This window comes from Pseudomonas sp. NPDC096950 (assembly GCF_044762525.1).
Lineage (GTDB): Bacteria > Pseudomonadota > Gammaproteobacteria > Pseudomonadales > Pseudomonadaceae > Aquipseudomonas.
Genome location: NZ_JBIWEL010000001.1, coordinates 681,452 through 702,555, shown reverse-complemented (window position 1 = coordinate 702,555; position 21,104 = coordinate 681,452). Strand labels below are relative to the sequence as shown.

Annotated in this window: 25 protein-coding genes and 1 pseudogene; 10 read left to right on the top strand and 16 right to left on the bottom strand. The window is 57.0% G+C overall.

Annotated elements, in window-relative coordinates:
• The first annotated feature begins 43 nt into the window (after window positions 1-43).
• The 3 genes from ACIQY3_RS03500 (at window position 44) to ACIQY3_RS03490 (ending at window position 5,259) form a co-directional block, all read left to right on the top strand.
• Window positions 44-541 (top strand): VOC family protein, encoded by a 498-nt coding sequence (locus ACIQY3_RS03500; protein ID WP_403017290.1) that lies wholly within the window; start codon window positions 44-46, stop codon window positions 539-541.
• Window positions 542-575: 34 nt separating this feature from the next.
• Entirely contained in the window at window positions 576-1,409 is an 834-nt protein-coding gene (locus ACIQY3_RS03495; RefSeq protein ID WP_403017288.1) for a helix-turn-helix domain-containing protein, read from the top strand.
• Window positions 1,410-1,617: 208 nt separating this feature from the next.
• A complete protein-coding gene (locus tag ACIQY3_RS03490; protein ID WP_403017285.1) occupies window positions 1,618-5,259 on the top strand; it encodes a hypothetical protein in 3,642 nt (1,213 codons plus the stop codon).
• A gap of 10 nt (window positions 5,260-5,269) precedes the next feature.
• Here ACIQY3_RS03490 and ACIQY3_RS03485 read toward each other — a convergent pair whose 3' ends face one another.
• The 4 genes from ACIQY3_RS03485 to ACIQY3_RS03470 all read right to left on the bottom strand — a co-directional run bounded on the left by ACIQY3_RS03485 (window position 5,270) and on the right by ACIQY3_RS03470 (window position 8,925).
• Window positions 5,270-5,857: a LysE family translocator gene (locus tag ACIQY3_RS03485; RefSeq protein ID WP_403017283.1), complete on the bottom strand. Its 588-nt coding sequence runs from the start codon at window positions 5,855-5,857 to the stop codon at window positions 5,270-5,272.
• 82 nt (window positions 5,858-5,939) lie between these two features.
• On the bottom strand, window positions 5,940-7,448 hold the full coding sequence (locus ACIQY3_RS03480; protein ID WP_403017281.1) for a tripartite tricarboxylate transporter permease: 1,509 nt from the start codon (window positions 7,446-7,448) through the stop codon (window positions 5,940-5,942).
• A 24-nt stretch (window positions 7,449-7,472) separates the two neighbouring features.
• Window positions 7,473-7,967 carry a tripartite tricarboxylate transporter TctB family protein gene (locus ACIQY3_RS03475; protein ID WP_403017279.1) on the bottom strand — a complete coding sequence of 165 codons (495 nt, stop codon included), beginning with the start codon at window positions 7,965-7,967 and terminating at the stop codon, window positions 7,473-7,475.
• Window position 7,968: 1 nt separating this feature from the next.
• Window positions 7,969-8,925, bottom strand: a complete 957-nt coding sequence (locus tag ACIQY3_RS03470; protein WP_403017277.1) for a Bug family tripartite tricarboxylate transporter substrate binding protein — start codon at window positions 8,923-8,925, stop codon at window positions 7,969-7,971.
• A 464-nt stretch (window positions 8,926-9,389) separates the two neighbouring features.
• Between ACIQY3_RS03470 and ACIQY3_RS03465 the strand changes: the two genes are divergently transcribed.
• The 3 genes and pseudogenes from ACIQY3_RS03465 to ACIQY3_RS03455 form a co-directional block, all read left to right on the top strand.
• Window positions 9,390-10,013: a TetR/AcrR family transcriptional regulator gene (locus tag ACIQY3_RS03465; RefSeq protein ID WP_403017275.1), complete on the top strand. Its 624-nt coding sequence runs from the start codon at window positions 9,390-9,392 to the stop codon at window positions 10,011-10,013.
• 175 nt (window positions 10,014-10,188) lie between these two features.
• Entirely contained in the window at window positions 10,189-10,782 is a 594-nt protein-coding gene (locus ACIQY3_RS03460) for an SRPBCC family protein (protein WP_403017273.1), read from the top strand.
• A 15-nt stretch (window positions 10,783-10,797) separates the two neighbouring features.
• Window positions 10,798-10,938, top strand: a pseudogene (locus ACIQY3_RS03455) (hypothetical protein); the annotation flags it as partial.
• A gap of 376 nt (window positions 10,939-11,314) precedes the next feature.
• Here ACIQY3_RS03455 and ACIQY3_RS03450 read toward each other — a convergent pair.
• From ACIQY3_RS03450 to ACIQY3_RS03400, 11 genes are read right to left on the bottom strand one after another with little or no spacing between them, the layout of a single operon-like run.
• Entirely contained in the window at window positions 11,315-11,677 is a 363-nt protein-coding gene (locus ACIQY3_RS03450; RefSeq protein ID WP_403017271.1) for a Mor transcription activator family protein, read from the bottom strand.
• Window positions 11,674-12,129: a gp16 family protein gene (locus ACIQY3_RS03445; RefSeq protein WP_403017269.1), complete on the bottom strand. Its 456-nt coding sequence runs from the start codon at window positions 12,127-12,129 to the stop codon at window positions 11,674-11,676. The genes ACIQY3_RS03450 and ACIQY3_RS03445 overlap by 4 nt, the downstream gene beginning before the upstream one ends.
• A gap of 1 nt (window position 12,130) precedes the next feature.
• On the bottom strand, window positions 12,131-12,826 hold the full coding sequence (locus ACIQY3_RS03440; protein ID WP_403017267.1) for a DUF2786 domain-containing protein: 696 nt from the start codon (window positions 12,824-12,826) through the stop codon (window positions 12,131-12,133).
• 1 nt (window position 12,827) lies between these two features.
• Window positions 12,828-13,454 (bottom strand): DUF3164 family protein, encoded by a 627-nt coding sequence (locus ACIQY3_RS03435; RefSeq protein WP_403017265.1) that lies wholly within the window; start codon window positions 13,452-13,454, stop codon window positions 12,828-12,830.
• Window positions 13,447-13,800, bottom strand: a complete 354-nt coding sequence (locus ACIQY3_RS03430; protein ID WP_403017263.1) for a hypothetical protein — start codon at window positions 13,798-13,800, stop codon at window positions 13,447-13,449. Before ACIQY3_RS03430 ends, ACIQY3_RS03435 begins: the two co-directional genes overlap by 8 nt.
• The gene (locus tag ACIQY3_RS03425; RefSeq protein WP_403017261.1) at window positions 13,797-14,114 is read right to left on the bottom strand and encodes a hypothetical protein; all 318 of its coding nucleotides are present in this window, start codon (window positions 14,112-14,114) and stop codon (window positions 13,797-13,799) included. Before ACIQY3_RS03425 ends, ACIQY3_RS03430 begins: the two co-directional genes overlap by 4 nt.
• A gap of 1 nt (window position 14,115) precedes the next feature.
• Entirely contained in the window at window positions 14,116-15,297 is a 1,182-nt protein-coding gene (locus ACIQY3_RS03420; protein WP_403017258.1) for an ExeA family protein, read from the bottom strand.
• Window positions 15,297-17,072: an integrase gene (locus ACIQY3_RS03415; RefSeq protein ID WP_403017256.1), complete on the bottom strand. Its 1,776-nt coding sequence runs from the start codon at window positions 17,070-17,072 to the stop codon at window positions 15,297-15,299. Before ACIQY3_RS03415 ends, ACIQY3_RS03420 begins: the two co-directional genes overlap by 1 nt.
• A 3-nt stretch (window positions 17,073-17,075) precedes the next feature.
• Window positions 17,076-18,008 carry a hypothetical protein gene (locus ACIQY3_RS03410; RefSeq protein WP_403017254.1) on the bottom strand — a complete coding sequence of 311 codons (933 nt, stop codon included), beginning with the start codon at window positions 18,006-18,008 and terminating at the stop codon, window positions 17,076-17,078.
• Window positions 18,009-18,018: 10 nt separating this feature from the next.
• Window positions 18,019-18,321 (bottom strand): helix-turn-helix domain-containing protein, encoded by a 303-nt coding sequence (locus tag ACIQY3_RS03405; RefSeq protein WP_403017252.1) that lies wholly within the window; start codon window positions 18,319-18,321, stop codon window positions 18,019-18,021.
• The gene (locus tag ACIQY3_RS03400) at window positions 18,318-18,797 is read right to left on the bottom strand and encodes a hypothetical protein (protein ID WP_403017250.1); all 480 of its coding nucleotides are present in this window, start codon (window positions 18,795-18,797) and stop codon (window positions 18,318-18,320) included. Before ACIQY3_RS03400 ends, ACIQY3_RS03405 begins: the two co-directional genes overlap by 4 nt.
• Before the next feature lie 111 nt (window positions 18,798-18,908).
• Here ACIQY3_RS03400 and ACIQY3_RS03395 point away from each other — a divergent pair, with 111 nt between their 5' ends.
• Window positions 18,909-19,151, top strand: a complete 243-nt coding sequence (locus ACIQY3_RS03395) for a hypothetical protein (RefSeq protein WP_403017248.1) — start codon at window positions 18,909-18,911, stop codon at window positions 19,149-19,151.
• A 36-nt stretch (window positions 19,152-19,187) separates the two neighbouring features.
• Here ACIQY3_RS03395 and ACIQY3_RS03390 read toward each other — a convergent pair whose 3' ends face one another.
• Window positions 19,188-19,400 (bottom strand): DNA-binding protein, encoded by a 213-nt coding sequence (locus ACIQY3_RS03390; RefSeq protein ID WP_403017246.1) that lies wholly within the window; start codon window positions 19,398-19,400, stop codon window positions 19,188-19,190.
• Between the two features lie 93 nt (window positions 19,401-19,493).
• Between ACIQY3_RS03390 and ACIQY3_RS03385 the strand changes: the two genes are divergently transcribed.
• From ACIQY3_RS03385 to ACIQY3_RS03375, 3 genes are all read left to right on the top strand, one after another.
• Complete coding sequence (locus ACIQY3_RS03385; RefSeq protein ID WP_403017244.1) at window positions 19,494-19,916, top strand: helix-turn-helix domain-containing protein; 423 nt, start codon at window positions 19,494-19,496, stop codon at window positions 19,914-19,916.
• A 3-nt stretch (window positions 19,917-19,919) separates the two neighbouring features.
• Window positions 19,920-20,510 (top strand): hypothetical protein, encoded by a 591-nt coding sequence (locus tag ACIQY3_RS03380; RefSeq protein WP_403017241.1) that lies wholly within the window; start codon window positions 19,920-19,922, stop codon window positions 20,508-20,510.
• 66 nt (window positions 20,511-20,576) lie between these two features.
• A complete protein-coding gene (locus ACIQY3_RS03375; RefSeq protein ID WP_403017239.1) occupies window positions 20,577-20,993 on the top strand; it encodes a hypothetical protein in 417 nt (138 codons plus the stop codon).
• Window positions 20,994-21,104 lie beyond the last annotated feature (111 nt).

Below are 21,104 nucleotides of genomic sequence, written 5' to 3'. Positions count from 1 at the left end.
ACGCTGATAATCCAGCGTGATTAACCCGTAGAGGAGAACCGCCATGCAACGCGTGCAAAAACTCACTCCCTGCCTGTGGTTCGACGATCAGGCCGAAGCCGCTGCCAAATTCTATTGCTCGATCTTCGATCACTCGAAAATCACCGCCATCACCCATTACGGCAAGGCCGGTTTCGAGTTCCATGGCCGCCCGGAAGGCTCGGTGTTGACCGTGAGTTTCGAACTCGATGGCCAGAGCTTCACCGGGCTCAACGGTGGTCCGGTGTTCACCTTCAACGAAGCGGTGTCGTTCCAGGTCAATTGCCATACCCAAGATGAGGTCGACCATTTCTGGGGCGCGCTGTCCGTCGTCCCCGAGGCCGAGCAATGTGGCTGGGTGAAGGACAAGTTCGGGGTGTCCTGGCAGATCGTGCCGGTGGCGCTGATGGAGATGCTCAAGGACCCCGACACGGTCAAATCCCAACGGGCGATGCAGGCGATGATGCAGATGAAAAAACGCGACATCGCCGAACTGCAACGGGCCTTTCATGGCGAGAGCTAATACACTCGTGCGCTGACCTGCCAGGACGCCGACGATGAAGCACACCGTGGCCAAAGATGCCGACAAAGCCCCGCGCTTCTGGCGCGACGACGCCCTACCCTTCATCGAGGCCCGGGCCATCGCCGACGGGCGTGAGGTTTGCTATGCCCGGCATTCCCACGCGCATTTTTCCATCGGCGCGATCACCGCTGGATGCAGCACTTACGTGCATGAGCAATCGCAATTCGAGGTCAGCACCGGCACCGTGGTGCTGATGAATCCCGGCGATGTCCACGCCTGCAATCCCATCGACGACCAGCCTTGGTCGTACCTGATGCTCTACGTCGAAACGCCGTGGCTGACTGACTTGCAGCATCAACTGGGGTTCAGCCAGGACCAGGCGTTCCGGCGGTTTTCCATCACTCATCTGCGCGACGCCAGCCTGTTTGCCAGCCTGAAGGATTTGTACGTGGTGCTGATCGACGCTGAGCACGACGTGCTCCGCAAACACAGCGCGGCGGTGGAGTTTTTCACCGACGTGCAACAACGCCTCAACCCCATCGATCAGCCGTTGCGCGAGCCCAATTTCAAACTGGAACGGGCCGCCGATTACATTCGCGAGCACTGCACGCAACTGCTCAAACTGGAAGATATTTGCGCGGCGGCGCAGCTGTCGCCGTCCTACCTGATCCGCGCGTTCAAGCAGCACTTCGGCATGACGCCCCATGCGTTCCTGGTCAACCGGCGCATCCAGTTTGCCCGGGAGCGCTTGCGCAGCGGCCAGTTGATCGCCGATGTGGCACTGGAAGCAGGGTTTTCCGATCAGGCGCACTTTCAGCGGGCGTTTAAACAACATTTGGCGGCGACGCCGGGGCAGTATCGGGGGTGACGGAAAATCTTTTAAAACATAAATAGCAACATACGTAACATCCAACTTACTTTCACGACTAAATGTCCGCAGTGCCGCGTTATCACCTACTTAGCCGTACTATCCCAGCCTATAAAAAACATACTGTCATACACCGACAACTACAAAGTTGTGGGCGTTTCATTAATCTAAATCCCATCGCAACAACACTAGAAGATGGAACTTCAGAATGTATAACGCCAGCAACGAACTTCAGCGACACGTCATAACACAAGCACTTGCCAATATTATCGGCGACGAGCTCGTCCAGAAAACCCTCGAATGGTCATGGGAACGTCTGGCCGTTAACAGCGTGGCAGGCTCAACGTTTGACCAGGCCCATCGCCCGGCGTCGGTTTATCTCGCGAGGATGACCCGTCATCCCGAGTTCTTGAAGTTGCGGGCTAAACACGCCATCCCGGAAAACGCCCACTTTCATATCGATGGCAACGGTCGTGTTTACCAAGTCCATGAAAACTCAAGTTCCGGTGGACGTCCGGGCAACCCGCCGACTTACGTCACCAACCACTACTTTTCGCGCAAAGACATTACGCGCCATGTCGCCAGCATTGCCGCGCTCAATGAAGACTTGCAACTGCTGACAAAAATGGCCAGCACCACTGCTGGATTTATTACGTCCAATGGCCGTATATCCTTGGGCCAATGGTTGCAATTCCACCATCTGGTACTTCCCACCAGCGAAGAAGAGACCAAAGCGCTGATTGACTTGCTCAACTTCGCAACGCTGCCAGCGAGTCCGCCATTCGAAAACTACTGGCAGTTACTGGTTGCGCCGGACGACTCACCTTTCAGACTGACGAAGCAGAACCGCTCGACTATTCGTCGCGTAACCGAAGCATTGAAAGACGACTCAACCCCGCTGGTCGAGCAATTCGGTGCCTGGTTGATGCTGGAAAGCGCCGGTTCGGAAAAACTGCCTACCAGCCAGGATTACCGGCTGAATAGGCTAATCGAAATCGCCCGGCAGTTTACCGATCAGGGGCTGCCGTACCTGGATGCACTAGACTGGTTCAACGAAAAAACGGGCGCCAAACCCACTCAAGCCTTCATCGAACAACTGCTGATCGCCGCCCTGCTGCTGGATCTCGACCCCGAGGCCGACAGTGCGAACACCACATTTGCCGGCTTCGATATTTACGCCTCCAGCTACCTGCAACACACACCGTCCCAGGTGCGCGACTTGCTGGAAAAGCATCTGACACGACAGCTGAAACTCAGCCCATTGATTGCGCCGTTGGTGGCAGAAATCATCCTGGCGGGCATGGCACCGGAATACCTGGTGCGTGAACTTCCTCCCGAGCTGCGACTCGGCACGCCGGGCTGGGTGGTGCTCAGCCAAGCGGTGAATCTGGTGGAAGCCCTGATTCCCGGCGTTTCCCGAACGATGACCTATCAGCACCTGATCGGCTTCAGTCCAGTCGCGGGCTTCACCCCACAACTGGAATCGCTGCATGCGATGAACGGCGTCGACCCGGTACTGACCTGGGCCTTGATGAATGGCGTTATTTCCCGGGACGAAAACGGTCAATTGCCCCCGAAAGTGCTGGACCATGGGATCGAAACCTACAACAACTACGTGGACACGCTGGCGGGTGCCCTGAACGCCATCAACGCCCCTGTGCCACGACGCAGGGCACTGGCGCTCAAGGAATTGAAGCACCAACTACCGGACTGTGACCCTCACGAACGGTTGATCAAGGTTCGCGGCGATGGAGGCGGTGTCGGAAGAAAGGTATCGGTCCTGGACCTGTACATGGGTGATGAACTTCACACTCAGGATTGGAACCGACGCAGGGGCGCGGATATTTACCAGACGTTCCCCGGTCTGACCCGGTTATATCCCGCTAACCATTTGTACGAAGAAGCCATCAATCGCAATTACAACCAACTAAAAACCGGTCTGTCGGCCAACATCAGATTTGCCATTACCCAACTGGAAGCTTCTAACAGGAAGTTTTTTGAACACGGGCGACTGGCGATCTTTCGCGTACAGGAATACATCACCAGCTATGCGCACAATGACCGGCCCATTCCGGGACGCAAATCCATCGGTCGTTATGGCGTGATTATCTGTGCGGTGTATGGCCCGCTGATTCGTTGTTATGAACTGTTCCCGCTGCGCTCCGAATGCCGACTTAACCAAGCGCTCAAAGATCAGGTTTCCCCTGCCATGTTCTCGTATTGGAAAGACAGCGGTCGCCGAGCGGACTTCGTGGACGACAACGGCCTGCTAAACGCCCCACTCGACCTGGACGCTTACTTTAAAAACGCTGAACCCCGCAGCGACGTGAAGTCCAGGTTCTTTATCCGCAAGCTCGGCGAATTCGACGAACCGTCGCATTCCATCTCTTCCAAAACCGCCATCAGCTATTTCTTCTCCGAACGCTTGATGGCCATCAGCGAGTTGATAGCCGAAGAAAATCCATTCATCACGAAAGACGAACTGATGCACATCGGCTTCGACAAAACCGAGCGGGAACTGGCGATCGACAAAGTCGATGACGTATTCAATGCCATTCTCAACCTGATCATTCCATTCAAGGAGTGCATCGAGGGGCTGTCCTCGGGCGTTCCGTCGCGACGGGGGGATGCCATCTCCAGTTGCGTCATGGATGCAACCCAGATCGCGGTGGCCTTCGCCAATGTGCCCGCGAAGATAGCCAGCACGGTTGGAAGAACCGCATCCCTGGCCACCAGACTGCTTACCTGCTCCCGAATCGTTGCGCGCACCACCGTTGGGCTGTTCAACCCCCTGGATGGCGTACCGCACTTGCTCAAGGGCGGAGCGAAGTTGGTCGGCCGTGCATTAAAGGCTGGCCACTTCGCCACTTCCACCGTTGGTATTGCGAGAGCACAACTGCGCCATCTGACCGGAGCTGACAGTTATGACCTGATCAGGGCGGTCAACCATACCGGTGCGGCGTCTGAGATTCGTATGCGCCTGGATACCGTGGCGCACGCCCGGACGCTGTTTAAGAGCGACAGTATTGAAACCGCCGAACAGGTCATCAAACACCTGCACGCCAACGATGCGAAGCTGCTCAAGCAGGTCCCCGAACAGGAACTTCAACACCTGTTGGAGAACTCCTTGGCCGAGATCGCGCGCCAGTCTGACGATGCCCGATCACTGGCCAGAATTTTGGAGGTCAACGTCGTGGATTCGCTGATACGTCGGCAAGCGCAAAAGTACTCGCTGGCCAACCTTCATCAGTTCAAGGATCCCACGGTGTTGCCGGAAATTTTCAACGATACGCTGAAGGTGGAAAACAGAAACCTGGCGGCGATGAATCAACACCAAGCTATCGTGCGGGCTTCGGACCTTGGCAAGGCGCCTTACGGCGGCGTCCTCGCCGAGATGTCCTTTAACTCGGGCGGGTTGACCGACAACGTCGAGCGGGCCACGGCCTGGATCCTCAAGGCGTCGAATTCGCGAAACGACGCGGACACCATCAGCGCCCTGCTCCGGGAGTTCAGCCGTAACGGCCAGCCCCTGACGGATCCTGCGGTTTACCAAGCGCTGCATCGACGCCTGGTGCCCGAGCCGACGAACGCCTTGCGCAGCCCCACCGCCGAGGCGCGTTACCCGTCCAATGTGTCGGGCGCGGCGATGCTGGAAAAACACTTGGCTACCCTGGACCCGGCCCACGAACATTTCGGCAAACAGATGCTCGGTTCCTTCCTCGGTTACCACAGTTTCGTCGACGGTAATGGCCGGACTGCCCGGGCTATTTATGCCATCACCGAACTGCGCGCCAACCGCTTCAACGCCCTGCCCATCTCGGCGGAAAACGCCTTGAGCGGTCTGGCGTAAAGCCGCAAATCTAGGCCCAGAGCAGATACCCGGCACACACCACCAACAGCAACGCCATGGTCCGGTTGAACAACCGCAGGCCCTTGGCGTTGCTCAAGTACCCGCGCAAGAACGTGCCGGCGTAGGCCCAGCAGCCCACCGACAGGTAACAGATCACCAGATAAATCGCTGCGAATTGCCAGACCAGCCGCGCATCGCCGTCCGCGACAAACGCGCCCATTCCCGCGACACAGGCGAGCCAGGCCTTGGGGTTGAGCCATTGCATCAACGCGCCGTAGAACATCGACGGGGCCTTGCCCGATTGGCCGGCGTTCAACCGGCCGTCATCGATCGCCAGTTTCCAGGCCATGAACAATAGAAACGCCACCCCGGCCAATTGCACTATCCGGGTCAACACCGGCCATAACCGCAGCAATTCATGCAACCCCAGGCCCATCAACACCAGCAGCAACACAAACCCGAGGGTCGCCCCCGCCACGTGCCGTTGACTGGCGCGAAAGCCGAACTGCGCGCCGGAACTTGACGCCACGATATTCACCGGGCCCGGCGTTATCGAAGCGGCCAGGGCAAACGCCGCCATGGAAATCATCAGACTCATCACAGACCTTCTTCAATTCAGTGGGAACGCTGCTCAAGGTAAAGAGCACCCGACCCCACGTATTGAAGAAAACTGCCCTGACTCAATCGTCCTCATGCAGCTTAATGCCCCGGGCATGCAGCAAGTGCGGCACCACCAACACCAGCAACGTCAGCGCCAGGAACGCGGCCGAGATTGGCTGGGTAAGGAAAATCGTCCAGTCGCCCTCGCTGATGGACAGTGCATTGCGCAGCTGCTTTTCGGCCATCGGCCCCAGCAACATCCCGACGATTACCGGTGCCACGGGGAAATCGAACCGCCGCATCAACACCCCGCCCCAACCGATGGCCAGCATCAAAAACAAGTCGAAGGACGAGTGGCGCATGCCGTACACGCCGATGGTGGCAAACACCAGAATGCCCGCATTCAGGTAAGGCCGGGGGATTTGCAGCAGCTTCACCCACAGGCCCACCAGCGGCAGGTTCAGCACCAGCAGGATGACGTTGCCGATGTACAGCGACGCTACGAGGGTCCAGACCAGTTCGCCCGAGGTCTGGAACAGCATCGGCCCAGGTTGCAGGTTGTAATTCTGAAACGCGGCCAGCAAGATCGCCGCCGTCGCCGAGGTGGGAATGCCGAGCGTCAGCAGCGGCACCAGCGAACCGGTCGCGCTCGCGTTGTTGGCCGCTTCGGGACCAGCGACGCCTTCGATTGCGCCCTCGCCTTTGCTGCCGGCGAATTCTTTCGGAAACTTGCTCAGTTTGCGTTCGGCCGAATACGACAGAAACGTCGGAATTTCCGCGCCACCCGCCGGAATCGACCCAAAAGGAAAACCGATCAGCGTGCCCCGCAACCAGGCCGGGATCGAGCGCTTCCAGTCGGCGCGGGTCATCCACAGCGAGGTCAAGCGGTGCCGACCCGAGGCTTCTTCCTTTTGATACAACAGGCTGTACAACGCCTCGCCCACCGCAAACAAACCGACCGCCACCAGCACCACTTCAATGCCATCCACCAACTCCGGCACGCCCAAGGTGTAGCGGGCGATGCCCGAAGTCGCGTCCAGGCCGATCAAGCCAATCATCAGGCCAATCCCCAGCGAGGCAAAACCTCGCAGCATGGACGCGCCAAGCACCGCCGACACCGTGGTGAAGGACAACACCAGAATCGCGAAATACTCCGCAGGCCCAAACTTCAGCGCCATAGTGGCGACGAGGGGTGCAAACAGAGTCAGCAAGATCGTCGCGATGGTGCCGGCCACGAATGAGCCGATCGCTGCCGTCGCCAAGGCAGGCCCGGCCCGGCCATTGCGGGCCATGAGGTTGCCTTCCAGCGCGGTGACCATCGACGACGATTCCCCCGGCGTGTTCAGCAGAATCGACGTCGTCGAACCGCCAAACTGCGCGCCGTAGTAGATCCCGGCGAACATGATCAGCGCCCCGGTCGGATCGACCTTGGCGGTGATCGGCAGCAGCAACGCCACGGTCAGCGCCGGCCCGATACCCGGCAGAACACCAATGGCGGTGCCCAGTAGACAGCCGATAAAGCCCCACATCAAATTGATCGGTGTCAGCGCCGCAGAAAAACCAATGGCCAGGCTTGAGAGAATGTCCACCGTGTTGACCTCCTTCGGCCCGAGTCAGATCCAGGCGTTGATAAGGGGCGGGAGGGAGACCCCAAGCCCGGCGTTGAACAGCCAGTAGATCGGTAGCGTCAGGGCAATGCCGATGGCGAGGTCGCGCACCGGGCGGCGACTGCCAAACCCCCGAGCCGAACAGGCAAACAGCAGCCCGGCCGCCAGGACGAAGCCGAGAAGGTCAATCAGCAAGGCCACCGCCACCAAACCGCCGGTGACCCACGCCGCACCGAGTTTGCCGCCGGGCAACGCCTTGGCACTTTCATCCTCGTGGTCAGCCAGTTCGCGGAAACCACCGGTGATTGCCTGGTAACTCAGCACCAGACCGACGACGCCGAGGAACACCGCCAAGGCGTAGGGATAAACATGGGCGCCGAGGATCACGAAACCCATCTCCGCCGGAAAGCGGAACGCGCCGACCGCCAACACGGCGCTGATGGCCATCACACCGACGCCTATCGCCAGTTGTACCGGAACTATCTTGCGCGGCGCGGCCATCTCAAAGCAGCCCGACCTTGACCAGCATTCCGTGCAACCGGACGTGCTCTTCGTCGACAAACTTGCCGAACTCATCCCCGGTCAAAATGCTTGGCGACCACGCGTTGGTTTTGACGTTGTCTTGCCAGACCTTGCTCTTGGCGGCGGCCACCACGGCGTCGGTCACTTCCTTGCGCTGTTCTGGCGTGAGATTGGCGGCACCGTAGACACCGCGCCAATTGCCGATGATCACGTCGTAGCCTTTCTCCTTGAGCGTCGGCGCATCGATGCCTTCAACGCGCTCCGGCGCACCGATCGCGAGTACGCGGAACTGGCCGTTCTTGATGTACTGGCCCAATTCGGCATAACCGCCGGTGATCACTTTGATCTGGCCACCCAGAACCTGAGCCACCACTTCCCCGCCACCGGCGAAGGCCACGTAATTGACCTTGTTCACCGGAATATCCATTTTCCCGGCCAGATCCGCGATGCCGATATGATCCACCGAACCCTTGGAACCTCCGCCCCAGGTGATGCTGGACGGTTTGTCCTTGAAGGCCTTGAGCAAATCTTCCAGGGTCTTGAACTCGGACTCCTTGCGCACGGCAATCACGTTGTATTCGGTAAACAGCCGGGCAATCGGCGTGACGTCCTTCAAAGTGATTTGCGGCTTGTTCTGTTCAATGCCCGCGACCATGATCGCGCCGACCACCAACAGCGCATTCGGATCACCCTTGGTGCTGTTGGCGAACTGCGCCAGCCCCAACGTCCCGCCCGCCCCGCCCTTGTTCTCGAAGGTGACGGATTTGGCGGTTTTCGCCTCGATCAGGGCCTTGCCCAAATCACGGGCAGTCTGGTCATAGCCTCCTCCGACTGAGCCGGGGGCCATGAACTTGACGGTGTCGAGGGCAAAGGCCGGAGTGGATGCGGCAACGGCCAAGGCAATCGCGCAGGTGAGTCGACGGAATAACGGCTGCATGGGTTGTCTCCCGATATTGTTGTTTTAGGGATGGCGGTTTTATCTCGCTCAGGAGTAGGCGTGCTCACTGAACATGGGTTTGTGAACAAGCGTAGGTCATGGATCGGTTTTTTGGCGGCGAACATGGGCGAGTGTATGGCGAGTTGTGTCCATGGCTGTATAGGTCAAATCCCCCGCTATCCGTGATAAAACAAGGCTCTCGAATCAGGAGACCCCATCATGGACCTCGCCACCCTCACCTGTTTGTCCCGGCCTGTTTTGCCTTGAACATGCCCCCCGGGCCGAACAGCCCACTTCGGTTCCGGTGAAGCTCGCGCCAGAAACCCAGCCCGATCTGCAAATCCCCGTCAGCATCGAGATTGCTTCCGGCTAGCAAAACCTCACGGTGAAATGGCCATCCCTGGATGACACCGCCGAAACTTACGAACATTCCTTGTTTAGGCGAGATAGAGGTAAATCAGGATATGAATTTGATCAGTGCCCCCGATCTACCTCGTAAACGTCCGGCCCAAGCGCGTTCCGTGGCGACGCTTGAGATCATTTACGAGGCCACCCTGCAAGTGTTGGTCAAGGAGGGACCTGCGCGCTGCAACACCACCCGTGTGGCCGAGCGTGCAGGCGTCTCGGTCGGCACCATCTATCAGTACTACCCCAATCGTCGGGCTCTGCTGGCGGGGGTGTTGGAGCGGCATCTCGAGTCTGTGGCGCAGGCAATCGAACAAGCTTGTGCGACCGGCCACGGTGCGACCACAGGCGAGATGGGCGCCGCGATAGCTAATGCGTTTCTAGATGCAAAACTATTACGCGCAGAGGCGTCCCGTGCGCTCTACACCATCAGCGAAAGCCATGGCGGGGTTGCCTTGGTCGCCATCGCACGTGAACGCATGTTGCGCGCAGTCTGCAGCGTACTCAGCAGCGCCAGCGATAGACGGTTTGCAAAAGTGGAGACGGTCGCTTTGGTGCTGTTGGGGGCAGTGGCCGGACCGGTGAGAGAACTGCTCGAACAGGATTACGATGATGTCGCCGTCGCCTCGATACGCGAGCAACTGGTGAACCTCGCGAGCGGCTATTTGCAATCCTTCGCCTAGTGAGCGCGACGGCATGCTTTGGGCGAAATTGGGAATCTGAAAAAAATACCCTCTGCGGGGCGTCGAATTGGCCCGAAGTGCCGCAGATAGGGCATTCCATCACTTCCGGGAAACGCGAATGTTCGAGTGAGCCTGGCTGCCAGATAATGGCGTCTCAGTATCGATGGGGTCCAACATGCGCCGTTTACGCACTGCGTCACTATCCCTTTACCTTACCCTTCTCGTTACCGCAGCCCTGGCGCTGAACGGTTGCGTGCACTCCCAAGCAACCACCCAAGAGAGCGTTGATATGCACCCCGTCTCGGTCACATTGGAAGAAACCTTCAGCTTGCCTCGGCAACAAATTTTCGACTTCATCGTCGCCGAAGACGTACTGCCCAAAATCCTTACCGGCTACGGTCCGTTACCCGCAGTAGTGACTACCCGCGATGTCAGCGGCCCATGGGACCAGCCGGGGTCCTGGCGGCACGTAGTGCTGGCTGACGGTAATTCGGCGCGCGAAGAGGTCACCGAATTCAAGCCTGGAATCTATTTCGCCTACCGCATCAATGAGTTCACGTTTGCAGTGAAATATTTGGCGACCCATGCCCAAGGCCAGTGGTGGTTCACTGACGCCGGGGCAGGCGAAACCAAGGTTCGCTGGACATACACGTTCTACGCAAAAAATGCGCTAGCCGCGCTTCCACTCAAGGCTTTTGCGGGGCTCATGTGGCGCGGGTATATGCAGGTCTGTCTGAACCAAACGCGCAAGCTGACGAAAGCAAACTGAGCCGATGCCTCGCCCATCGCGCCGGCCTCGTTCACGGTGATGCCAGACAATCCGAAGGCGATCCTGATCTTCACCGCGTTTCTCCCGCAATTCGTCGACTGCGCGGGATTGTTGTCGGCGGCGGCATCGGTGTTGTTGATGGCGCGGCGAGCCTGAGCCTGACTGACCCATGTGGGAGCGGGCTTGCTCGCGAAAGCGGGCTTGCTCGCGAAAGCGGTTTAACATTCAACAAAGATGTTGCCTGACACACCGCCTTCGCGAGCAAGCCCAATCCCACAGGGGTCGGCGGCGTCCGAAATTCACTGTCGATTTTCCGGTGGAGTCGCCCCGCAAGCGGACTTATGCTCACTGTTTAGGACTGAGATAAATACCAGGGTAGCTGTGAGGTAAACCCGAGACATTCCGGGATTCGATGGTCCATGGTGGTATGGGGTTTGGAATTGAGTTGCAGCCAGTGCAATTAGGGATGACCCCGGTCTGTTGCTGGTGACCGGGGTTCAGTGTAGGCAGGCGGGACTATTTTGTTAAGGGGTTACTCATCCAAGTGCGCGGTGAACAGGTCGCCTTGGTCACGGGCGATTACTGCTTGTCGCATCCTTTTAACCACCTTGTAAACGAACGCCAACGAGATGTTGTGTTTCATGGCGATCTCACGATGATTGCGACCTTTCCACTCATCAAAAATCTGTTGATGCAGCTTCGAAGCCTGTATGTGAATACCCTTCGGCATGTACAGCTGTTGGCCACCCCAAACGGTAGCCATTTGCATGGCCACTTCAATACCGTGTGCCTCGGCAAGTTCGTCACTGACGTGAAGCGTTTCTTTTGCTGACTGGGTGACGTGGTCCGCCAAGGTCTGGAGCAGCTCGCCTGCCGTGCTGCTGGGTTCTTTCATACACCCTCCTTAATAGTCACGCGGTTCTGCCACTGTTTCAGGTTCTCGATTACTCGACTGGCCTGGACGGCGGTGAGCCATTGCAGTGCGGACACCTTGGTCATGCTCAGCACAAATTTGGCCAGAGCTTCCTCGGAAGGATCGCGGACGGCGCCCAGATCATGGAGGGTCAGCCACAACGAACGGATTTTCTTAGACTGCTCGTCGTTGGCCTTCGGCCGCTTCCCTGCCGCGTTTGGACGAACCTTAAAGCCCCGCTGCTTGAGCTGTTCCAAAACCTTCAGCAGATTTGGAACGCTCAAGTCAGCGGTGGATGTGGCGCCGCCCAACCCTTTCATTCCAGCCAGCATCATTCGATAGGTGTCGTCATCCATGCGCAGCTCGCGCCGTGCAACATGTATCAGTTTGATGTAACGCAGTCGGTCTGGATTGGTAGACGTCATGGTGTTCATGTCATCCCCCCATTGTCAGCAGTGCGCGTGGCTGATGGTTTACAGCTTTATGCAACTGGGCCGACTTGCCGGCCTGGTAGCCGGCAGTAGAGGCACCCTCATCACGAGCCTTGACCTTGCGGCGCTTGAGATTCGCCTTTTCTAGATCTGGATGATGCTTGGCCATATAGGCCTCGATGGCCTCTGCGACATTGTCTTCAACGCCGGCAAACTCATCGACCTTGTGGTACACCGCATCGATCCAACCATTGGCGAAGTGATCACCGCGTGCCACTTTGGTTGAGCGCTTGCAACGCTTGTTCTTCGGCGATGACAGGAACTCGCGACGGGCTTTTTGCAACTGCCGCTCCAAGACCTCGTAGGCATACCCGGTCAGCTCCGGCGCCGCTGCACATCCGACAAAGATGAAGCCGCCTCCGGTCAACCAGCTGTGTGAAATGATCATTCGTGTACCAAACGCGTGGGCGCACACCTGGGCCAGACGCACACGCCACGTCGGTGGCACTCCGTCTGAGCCAGCCGCGATACTGGCTTCACACGCCATGCTGGCCAGCACGTCACCCATCTCCAGGTTGTACAGTTCCATCAACTTGTGAGCCTGACGCAGAGCGATCTCCGCCTCATGTGGATTGCTGGTTTTGGACTTGGCCATCTCCAGACATTTTTTGATTTTGTCGAGGGTGCGATTCTCGTCCATCTCACACCCCCGCGATATCGAGGCTAATGGCGCGGTACTGATCCGAGTCACCGATCCGCTCATACACGCGGATGTAGGACTTGGAGCCAACCACCTGGCACGCTTCGCCGATTGCCTGCATGGCGCGCTGCCAACGCTCGTCCTTGATATCCAGGCGGCGCAAAGCAAGTACCCGTGCGGTACGGATCTCGCCCTGGGAGTCGGTTCGGAACGCGTCATTGGCAAGAGTGGCCACCTCTGGCCGAGCCCCCTGGGTCCAATCACGCAGACATTCGTCGATCAGCGCACGTGCAGCCTGCAGACGTTCGTCGAAAGCAATCGACTCCTGCACAGAACGCTGGATTTTGAATCGGCCATCGAAGCTATAAAGAGTGACATTGCCTTTCTTACCACCGAGTTTAATGTCGTACTGTTCGGCGCTCAGTTCGATAAAGGCCTCGATGTCACCAAACGCAACTGCTTTGAAGTCGACCAGCTCGGTGTTGAGTTCACTGGCGCGATCCACAAGGTGACGGACCAACCGATCACGCTCGATGTCGATTGGCTTGATCAGACTCTCGGGCACCATTCGGCCTTGTGCGTCCAGCCAAAAACCTGCGGGTACTAAAGGTTGTGGGGCGTTACTCATGATTTTCTTCCTTAATAGTGGTGACGCAGCTGCTGCATGGGCTCATCGCGCTTTGCGCGGGCGTCGCGCCCACGCAATCGCATGTCGCCAGATCCATCGCGCAGCCCTCGCAACTGTTAGCTGAGTCCTGGCGCACCGGGCCAGACAGTGCTTTTTGAAGTACTTCGATGATGTCTCGCATGCCGACTGCATGACTCTCGGGCTTGTTTTGCGTTGCGGCTGTCAACTTGGTGATCGCGTCGGCTGCTCCTTTCGGTGTGTAAAGCTGTTCACCGAGCGACTCAACGAGATCAAGGGCGAACTGCCGACCTTGTAAACGCAGGTACTGGTTAATCGGCGCGGTCATTGATCCTGCTCCTTCACCAGGGAAAACCATGACACGTGGATGCCACGGATCTGCACCGAGTGGCGAGTCATGCCGTCCTGCGTCTTACTGCTTTGACTGCGAATCTCGTGAGCAAACCTCCGTGCGATCAAGTCCACATCGTCGACGGAGACAACAATGCGATTTTCGAGGAAGTTCAGCTCCAGGACAGCAACGCCTGCTGCGCGGATATCGCGGGTCAGGTCGTTGAACGTCGACAACAATGGCTGAAACTCTGGTGCCATGAGGCTCAGCGCTGGTTTTGGCTTCGGCGGTACGAGCGAAAGATTCGGCATGTCACACCCCCTTCACGATGTCGGCGTTGACCACGGGCACGCCCAACTCAGCGGCAAGGTTCATCGCAGCAATCACCAGATTGCCGATGGCCAGCGGATACAGAAGCGAGATCGACTCATCGCGTCCGCCACGTCGGCCTGTCTGAGACAGTCGAGCGGCGACAGCTTGAATGCCGCTATCGTCCATGACTTCGCGCAGGTCTTTACCTGCACGTTCAAAGCGGAACCGCAAAAACTCATCGAGACGACCGCCCTCGATTGGCGGCAGTATCACGCGCTCACAGCGCTGCACGACTTCACGCACATCGGCGTTGCGTTCACTCAGTTTTACGCCCAGCTCAGGTTGGCCAATCATGATGATGCTGACCAATTTGGTGAAACCGATCTCCAGTTCCAGAATGCGCTTGAGGTGCTTGAGGGTCGGAATCGGCAGGCTATGCGCTTCTTCGATGACCAGGCAGTGGCGAAAGCCGGCCGCATGCGACTCCTTCAGGACACGATGCAGTTGGGCAAAGCGCGCCTCCGGGCTGCTCTTGGCTTTCTCCAACGGCGCGACGGCAGCCATCATCGACTCGGCAATGTGAGTGCTTTTCAGCGACTTGCCCTTGGTATCGTTGTCTTCGGACGCCAGCACATAGGGTTCGATGATGAGTACCGGGTCATTGTTTTCCAGCAGGCGGTTCACCAGGTCACGGCGTAGCGTACTTTTGCCTGCTCCCGATTCGCCTTCGATTGCCAGGAAGCCGCCGTGGCGGGCGACCTGGTACATAGCCTCTCGGACATAGCGGATATCAGGGCTGATCCACATATCCTTGCCGCTCTGCAGCTCGTCAAAGGGGTCACGAAAAAGGCTGAACACCTTTCGGGTTGCTGCCTTCAATGTTTGTTTTGGTAGTAGCATGGGTTCGTCCTCCCCGGACGGCTCTTCATTTAGGGCCGGATCTGTCGTGTTGGCGCACGGCAGGTCCACTTTTTCAAAAGCATTGGCGATGTCGGCATCATTGGCCCCTGACTCGACCAGGAACGCTCGGATGCGTCCCTGCAAGTCCGCACTGTCCAAGCTGCGCGGCCATTGACCATGGTTAATCAATTGGGCGACGGCGGCCGCGCTCAGCTTCAGCGATTCCGCCAGGGCCGATTGAGGTCGGCCCACTCCCTGCAACACCTGCTTCAACTTCAACATCACTCACCTCCAGCTGCGGACCGCACCAAGCTGAGCGGCTGGCGCATCACCTCTGCAGGTCGGTTCAACTCAGCCTCAATGGCATCGAGCTGGTCATGGGGAACACCTTCAGTAAACCGCTGCTGCAACCAGGCAAAGGTTTCGCCCGACCACACAGAGCCCAATCGGGCACGAAGAAGCTTCGCCGCCTCCACAAGCGTGAGCGGGGTTTGCTCAACCGTGGGCACATTCACATCCAGCGAAGTCCCACGGCGTGGCATGTAGGCCGGCAGCAAGGTGTCGGTGACGTGTTTGTGTGGATCAATCAGGCCGCCGAAGGGCAGGGTTTTGGCCTTGCGTGCAGCCTTCGCGTCCTCTTCGTTGGTTGTGCCGGTGGCCAGTTGCTCCAACACCTTGCGAGAGAGCTGGGCCGGTGTCTGAGCGTGGCTTTTGAAGGTTTCGCCGATCTTCGCTGAGCCTTCGAGAAACCCGAATTCATTCACGTCGAGGCGCTCGATAACGTGATAATGCTCACGCCCGTCATCACCGATCAGCAGCGCCAAGGCCGCGTCCTTGTCTCGCCAGCAGTTGCGTGTCACCAGCAATTTCTGACCGACCATGACGCCCGGCACGTTGCTCACATCAAACTGAGCACCACGGAAAGAGATCCGCAGCATGGTCGTGACCTTACGCTCTTCAGGGGTGCTGACTGCCAGTTCACGGCAGACCTCAACGCTCGGCGCCAGACGAAGCTGCTCAGCTTTGATGAGCTGCCAAACGCCGTAGCGAGTGCGCTTAGTACGAGTGTGAATCGCGGTTGCGTTGTAAAAGCGCATCCACTGTCCAGCCCAGTCGTTGATTTGCTCCAGGCTTTTAGCCGCCTGGAATTTCAAGGCGCTTTCGAATTCCCGCTCTACTAGGTTATGTGCTTGCTCGACCTGACCCTTGGCTCGTGCGTTACCCACCTGGTTGATGATCAGTTCGATGGACATGGCGCGACACAGGTTGCGGAAGATGCCGCTGGTCATGGCCGCGCCTGGGTCGGTCATGAGTATCCAGGGCACGCCGTGGAACGGATCTGATTCATGCCGCTTCTGCATGGCATTGATCAGCACGTTGCACAGGTTTTCCGAAGACTCGGCACCCAGGACGTATTCCAGGTAAAGCGTACCGCTGGTGTGGTCGGTGATCACATAACGCCAGAGACGCTGACGCTCGATCTTCTTGAGGTTGGTGGGTTTGCCGTCATAAAACTCGGCAGGGTTCATCACTCGTGCGCCGTCATCTGCCAAGTAATACTGAGTCGAGATAGACGCATCGACCTGCCAGACATGGTTGGGGTGCTTACTGGCCAGCGATACCGATGGTGCGTCGTGCAGCAGTTGCTCCGGGTGAAGCTTGTAAGCCCGCAATGCTCGACTAATTGCTCCCGTTGAGAGTGGCTTGAACGCTCCGGTTTTTTCATCCAGCCGGCCAGCTATAATCATGTTGTTGCTGCGCAGACGTTCAACCGCACGCTCCACGGTGGACAACTGTTTATTGTTGGCTCGGATCGATTCCAGAAGAACCGCCGAGATTAATTGCGCCTCGTGCAGAGGCAGCGCGCTGCAGCCCGCATCGCTTCGGCACTTACGTGGTTTGGTCATGTAGGTGTCCTTCAACTTGCGTTGTAAGGTCTGGATCGATACGCCCAGCTCGACCGCACCGGCCTTGTAGATGGCAGTGCGCTGGCCATGCAGGGCATTGGCTGCCTGTTGGGCAATACGAGCCAAGAGCTGGGTTTGTACCGGCGTCATAAATTAGCCCTTAGCCGAGTTAAACCAGACGGGTTCGCTATCCAACGCGTCAGTCAAATAGAATTCGCTGCGCACGGCGGCAAGGGTGAGTTCAAGGTTTTTAATCAATCCTGCCTTGAAGATGCGGTGGTCTTCGCCGGTCTCCTCGGCGTGTTTCGACAGCTCGGTAAAGGCTTCGCGTAACCCGCCAAGGATGTTCGTTTCGGCGACGTAAGCTTGCTTTCCAGCTTCTTGGCGAATTTTTACTGTGACCTCGCTAGGCGGGAGCGTCTGAATGTGGCCACGCACTTTTTCAAGCTCTATTTTGGCCTTGTCAAGGTCGCTGGATTTCGTCGCCATGAGTTTCCCCTGGGAATCGTAGGTCGCATTCAGCTCATCTAGGCGACCGTTCAGAGCCTCTTTTTCCTTGGCGTGCTTGGCAATGATCTCTTCGGCGAGATCAATGAATGCATCCTTGTCGCCGGTCTTGGCGATCTCGATCAGTGCTGCCTGGTGGTCTTCCGGCAGGCGGCGATACTGGCGCATTTCGCGGTAACCGATACCCATGCGGGACATCGACTCGAGGGCTTCTTCGCCAAATGCGCGGAGATTGGCGATATCTCTATCCGTGTGTTCGACTGAGCGTCCAAGCTGATTGCAGAACTCTTCCCACGAACCGCTCAAAATTCCGTCACCGTGTGGACTTTTCTTTCCCTTAAGAGCCCGATACAGCTTGTTTTCCTTAACATAGGCGAGCTTGGAAGCCGTCACCGTGACGGAAAACTTCGCGAATGCGTCGGACATTTGTGCTTGCCCCATCAGTTGATTGAGCAGGTCACGCTCGTCGCTATGGGAAGCAAGCATTGTCGCCATCAGGTTCTGATTAGCCGTCAGCGTTTCGCCGTCCAATGCAGGCAGTTCGATAGTCGGTGTTACATCCAGTTTTGTACGCGCCATGGTGTTCTCCTTAATTCGTCGAACCAGCAGCAATGCGCTGGTTAATTTCCTGCATGCGGTTGCTCAGGCGGGCCATATGCTCGGCATGTGCTTGGGCGATCTGCAGCATTCCAACTGAGTGAGCGAATCGGCCGTTGTCCAATTTCACCACCAGACCCTCCTCAACCAGGGTCTGCATGGCGCGGCTGATATTGCTCGGGCTGTCCTGAGTGAGGTGCGCCAGTTCCGTGTTGCTGAGGCCTGTCACGGTGTGGCCTTTCAAGGCCTTGAGTGCACGCAATACACGTGCTGCTGCTGAGACGGTGCGGCTCATTGCTGACCCTCCAGTTCAAGTTGTGGCTGTTGGGTTTGACTGACATTGCCTCGGTGCCAGGCGAGTCCTTCCATCGCTGCCTGAATGGCTGCCAGGGTTTCCTCGGCTTCGCAGTTGTTGGCATAAAAGGCCAACAGCTTTCCGGTCGCGGTGGTCAGCATTTCCTGTAGGGCTTGAGTGTCCTGTGCTGTGCACTTGCGGCCAGTTGGCATGGCAATGGTCAGTCGCCCCGAGCTAGCGGCGATCCAGCGAGTGACGTAATCGCAGCCACAAGCCTGCTCATAAGGAAGGATCAAATTGGCCGGCATGCGTCCGGTCTGCAGCCACTTGTAAACCGACCAGTGATCGGTCACCCCCATCTCATCGGCGATACGCTCGACACCTTTGTTGTGAGCCTCCTTTGCGAAGTCCTTACACAACTCCATTGCGTTACGCAGCGAGGTTGGTTGCGCGTTCTTCCAGCGACGGCGGTTCATTGGAAAGCCCCCTCTAGAGCGTCTTCCAAACAAACAGAACGTTTGCACCTATGCAAAAGGATTACTCCGGGCGCAATGTTTTCGGGTACATTCGCTAACAGGAACATGGCTATGACCGACCGTATTGATAGGCTTGAAGCGCAAGTGAATGCCCTGGCGCAGGGTTGGTTGCGTCTCGCTGCTGCTCTTGAAGTAGGAGGAGTCGTTGCCGCTGGTCAAATTGATCAGGCTCTGCGGACTGCTCGCTGGCCTGGACAGCCGTTTGAACTTGAAGCAGTGAAGACGGCTGAATGGTTGTGCGATCAATTGGCTCATGCGCGAGACGTTCGCCAATCGCTGGAACTGCATGATTGAAACCAAAGCAGTCGGTGCGTAGCTGTATGGCTTTCATCATGCTGCCATCGCAACGGAAGGCTTAAGACCAAGCTTCACCGCAATATCATGAGCTTTGCCGTAATGGGCTTTGGCTTGGCCATTGAGGACGCGGTACACCTCGTTGCGGGTGTAGTGGTTTTCGATAGCCCATTGAGTAATCGTTTTGCCGGCGCGACGAAAGTTTTCTTTCACCTGATCGGCCGTTAGGGCTTTGGCATGGGTGGCCATGGTGGTGGCTCCTGTGATGCAAAGATATGAGTAGTTTGTGGTAATCATGATTGCTCAAAATAATGAGCAATACAAGCGGAGACGCTCATTTAAATGAGTAATTTTAGAGAGCGCTTTGAGACTGAGGTCGAGCGGATCGGTGGTGTGACAGCCATTTCAAATAATCTCGGGGTAGCTCGGAACACGATCTATAACTGGATGGCAAAGGGAAACGCTCCTCTCAACAGCCTTATGGCGTTGCAGGGAGTACTAGGCATGGACGTGATGTACGTCGTGACTGGCGAGCGTGGGGCAAGCGCCTTGAGTGGCGATGAAGCAGCCATGCTGGAAAGATTCAGAACTGCACCAAAAGCGGTTCAAAAGGCGGTAACAGCCGCTCTAAATGCGGAAGAAGCTCCCAAACCAAAAAAGTCTAAACAGACATTCAATGGTCCAGTTGGCCAAGCCGTGGGGGGAGATATAACGAATCACAAACCTGTGGTTTTCAACGTAGGAAGGGACACTGCTAAGGAGTAGCCAATGAGCCAAGATTTTCATAGCGGTGTAGGCCAGGCGGCTGCGGGCGATATCAATAACTATGGGGTCAACATCCATGTCGTCGACAAGACAGAAACTCGGGGCTTGGTGTCTGCTCAACGTAAAGAGCTCCATGTATTGCGTGTCAAGTGCGAGGAGCTAGGTGATGATCCCCGTGATGTCTGGCGTACGGTCCATGCACAGCTGGCAGTGACCTCCATCTCTGAAATCACGGCAGAGCAGTTCATTGATGCACGCAATGTGATGCAAACAAGGCTGGAGCGCTTGCAGGAAGAAGCTGATAAGCGTCGGCTGGTCGGAAAAGTCCTGCGTGCAGTGACTGAAAAAGATGCCAGGACCGAGTTGAATAATTTTTGTGAGTTGAACTTTGGTCGTACTCAGCTCAACAACCTACAAAAACCTCAGCTCCAAAAGACACTAGAGTTTGTTATGAGCTTTAGGCCGAATATACAAACCGAACCTCAAGCCCCTGAAATCAGACCGGTGACGCTCCGAATGTTTGTGATGCAGAATCGGCAGAATGCTGCAGGGTTATTTTGCCTGGGCCTGCTTATTGGTGGGATTCTGTTCTAGTTGAAAGCATGAAACGCGTACTACGCCAGCTTGTCCTCTTCGGACTGTTAAATAGGGAGATTACCTTTGAAAGTTTTATTTTTTATTCTGGCTTCACTTTGCTCCATGGCAGCAAGTGCGGAGACCGTTGCCGAAAAGCTCACTACACTGAGCCTAGATAGAACGGTTAAAAGTAGCTCTCCAGAGGTGGCGCGCACACAAGCTGCACTCACAAGAGGCCTAACCGTATGCAGTGTCGAAAATGAGGAAAAGCTCGCCAACATCGCATGGTTCATCACCAAGAAAATTCGCGCTGAAGGTCACTATGCTGAGGCTACGGATGTAATCGAAGGAGCCAATGCTGTGCTTCTTGGCGCCAAAACCAAACAGGATTGTGCCGAGCTGCTGTCTTTGTATGCGGTGAATCGTATTCAAGGAAGCACGCACTCGGATGCGGTCGCTGGTGGCCGTGGACTCTACCGAGCAACTGGAGTGATTAATTGAGCAAGTAGAGAAGTTTTTATAAGCAGCGATCTCTTTAAACTCGATTAAAAGCCCTCCTGTACCACGCCGCCCATGATGGCGGCGTGTGTATTTCTGGCGTCCGAAACTGGC

Coding starts and splice junctions, on each gene's coding strand:
- ACIQY3_RS03495 (WP_403017288.1), top strand. CDS start 576: ATGAAGCACACCGTGGCCAAAGATGCCGACAAAGCCCCGCGCTTCTGG.
- ACIQY3_RS03450 (WP_403017271.1), bottom strand. CDS start 11,677: ATGAAAGAACCCAGCAGCACGGCAGGCGAGCTGCTCCAGACCTTGGCG.
- ACIQY3_RS03460 (WP_403017273.1), top strand. CDS start 10,189: ATGCGCCGTTTACGCACTGCGTCACTATCCCTTTACCTTACCCTTCTC.
- ACIQY3_RS03420 (WP_403017258.1), bottom strand. CDS start 15,297: ATGTTGAAGTTGAAGCAGGTGTTGCAGGGAGTGGGCCGACCTCAATCG.
- ACIQY3_RS03415 (WP_403017256.1), bottom strand. CDS start 17,072: ATGACGCCGGTACAAACCCAGCTCTTGGCTCGTATTGCCCAACAGGCA.
- ACIQY3_RS03430 (WP_403017263.1), bottom strand. CDS start 13,800: ATGACCGCGCCGATTAACCAGTACCTGCGTTTACAAGGTCGGCAGTTC.
- ACIQY3_RS03405 (WP_403017252.1), bottom strand. CDS start 18,321: ATGAGCCGCACCGTCTCAGCAGCAGCACGTGTATTGCGTGCACTCAAG.
- ACIQY3_RS03440 (WP_403017267.1), bottom strand. CDS start 12,826: ATGGACGAGAATCGCACCCTCGACAAAATCAAAAAATGTCTGGAGATG.
- ACIQY3_RS03390 (WP_403017246.1), bottom strand. CDS start 19,400: ATGGCCACCCATGCCAAAGCCCTAACGGCCGATCAGGTGAAAGAAAAC.
- ACIQY3_RS03380 (WP_403017241.1), top strand. CDS start 19,920: ATGAGCCAAGATTTTCATAGCGGTGTAGGCCAGGCGGCTGCGGGCGAT.
- ACIQY3_RS03490 (WP_403017285.1), top strand. CDS start 1,618: ATGTATAACGCCAGCAACGAACTTCAGCGACACGTCATAACACAAGCA.
- ACIQY3_RS03435 (WP_403017265.1), bottom strand. CDS start 13,454: ATGAGTAACGCCCCACAACCTTTAGTACCCGCAGGTTTTTGGCTGGAC.
- ACIQY3_RS03395 (WP_403017248.1), top strand. CDS start 18,909: ATGACCGACCGTATTGATAGGCTTGAAGCGCAAGTGAATGCCCTGGCG.
- ACIQY3_RS03470 (WP_403017277.1), bottom strand. CDS start 8,925: ATGCAGCCGTTATTCCGTCGACTCACCTGCGCGATTGCCTTGGCCGTT.
- ACIQY3_RS03445 (WP_403017269.1), bottom strand. CDS start 12,129: ATGAACACCATGACGTCTACCAATCCAGACCGACTGCGTTACATCAAA.
- ACIQY3_RS03410 (WP_403017254.1), bottom strand. CDS start 18,008: ATGGCGCGTACAAAACTGGATGTAACACCGACTATCGAACTGCCTGCA.
- ACIQY3_RS03475 (WP_403017279.1), bottom strand. CDS start 7,967: ATGGCCGCGCCGCGCAAGATAGTTCCGGTACAACTGGCGATAGGCGTC.
- ACIQY3_RS03385 (WP_403017244.1), top strand. CDS start 19,494: ATGAGTAATTTTAGAGAGCGCTTTGAGACTGAGGTCGAGCGGATCGGT.
- ACIQY3_RS03500 (WP_403017290.1), top strand. CDS start 44: ATGCAACGCGTGCAAAAACTCACTCCCTGCCTGTGGTTCGACGATCAG.
- ACIQY3_RS03465 (WP_403017275.1), top strand. CDS start 9,390: ATGAATTTGATCAGTGCCCCCGATCTACCTCGTAAACGTCCGGCCCAA.
- ACIQY3_RS03485 (WP_403017283.1), bottom strand. CDS start 5,857: ATGAGTCTGATGATTTCCATGGCGGCGTTTGCCCTGGCCGCTTCGATA.
- ACIQY3_RS03425 (WP_403017261.1), bottom strand. CDS start 14,114: ATGCCGAATCTTTCGCTCGTACCGCCGAAGCCAAAACCAGCGCTGAGC.
- ACIQY3_RS03400 (WP_403017250.1), bottom strand. CDS start 18,797: ATGAACCGCCGTCGCTGGAAGAACGCGCAACCAACCTCGCTGCGTAAC.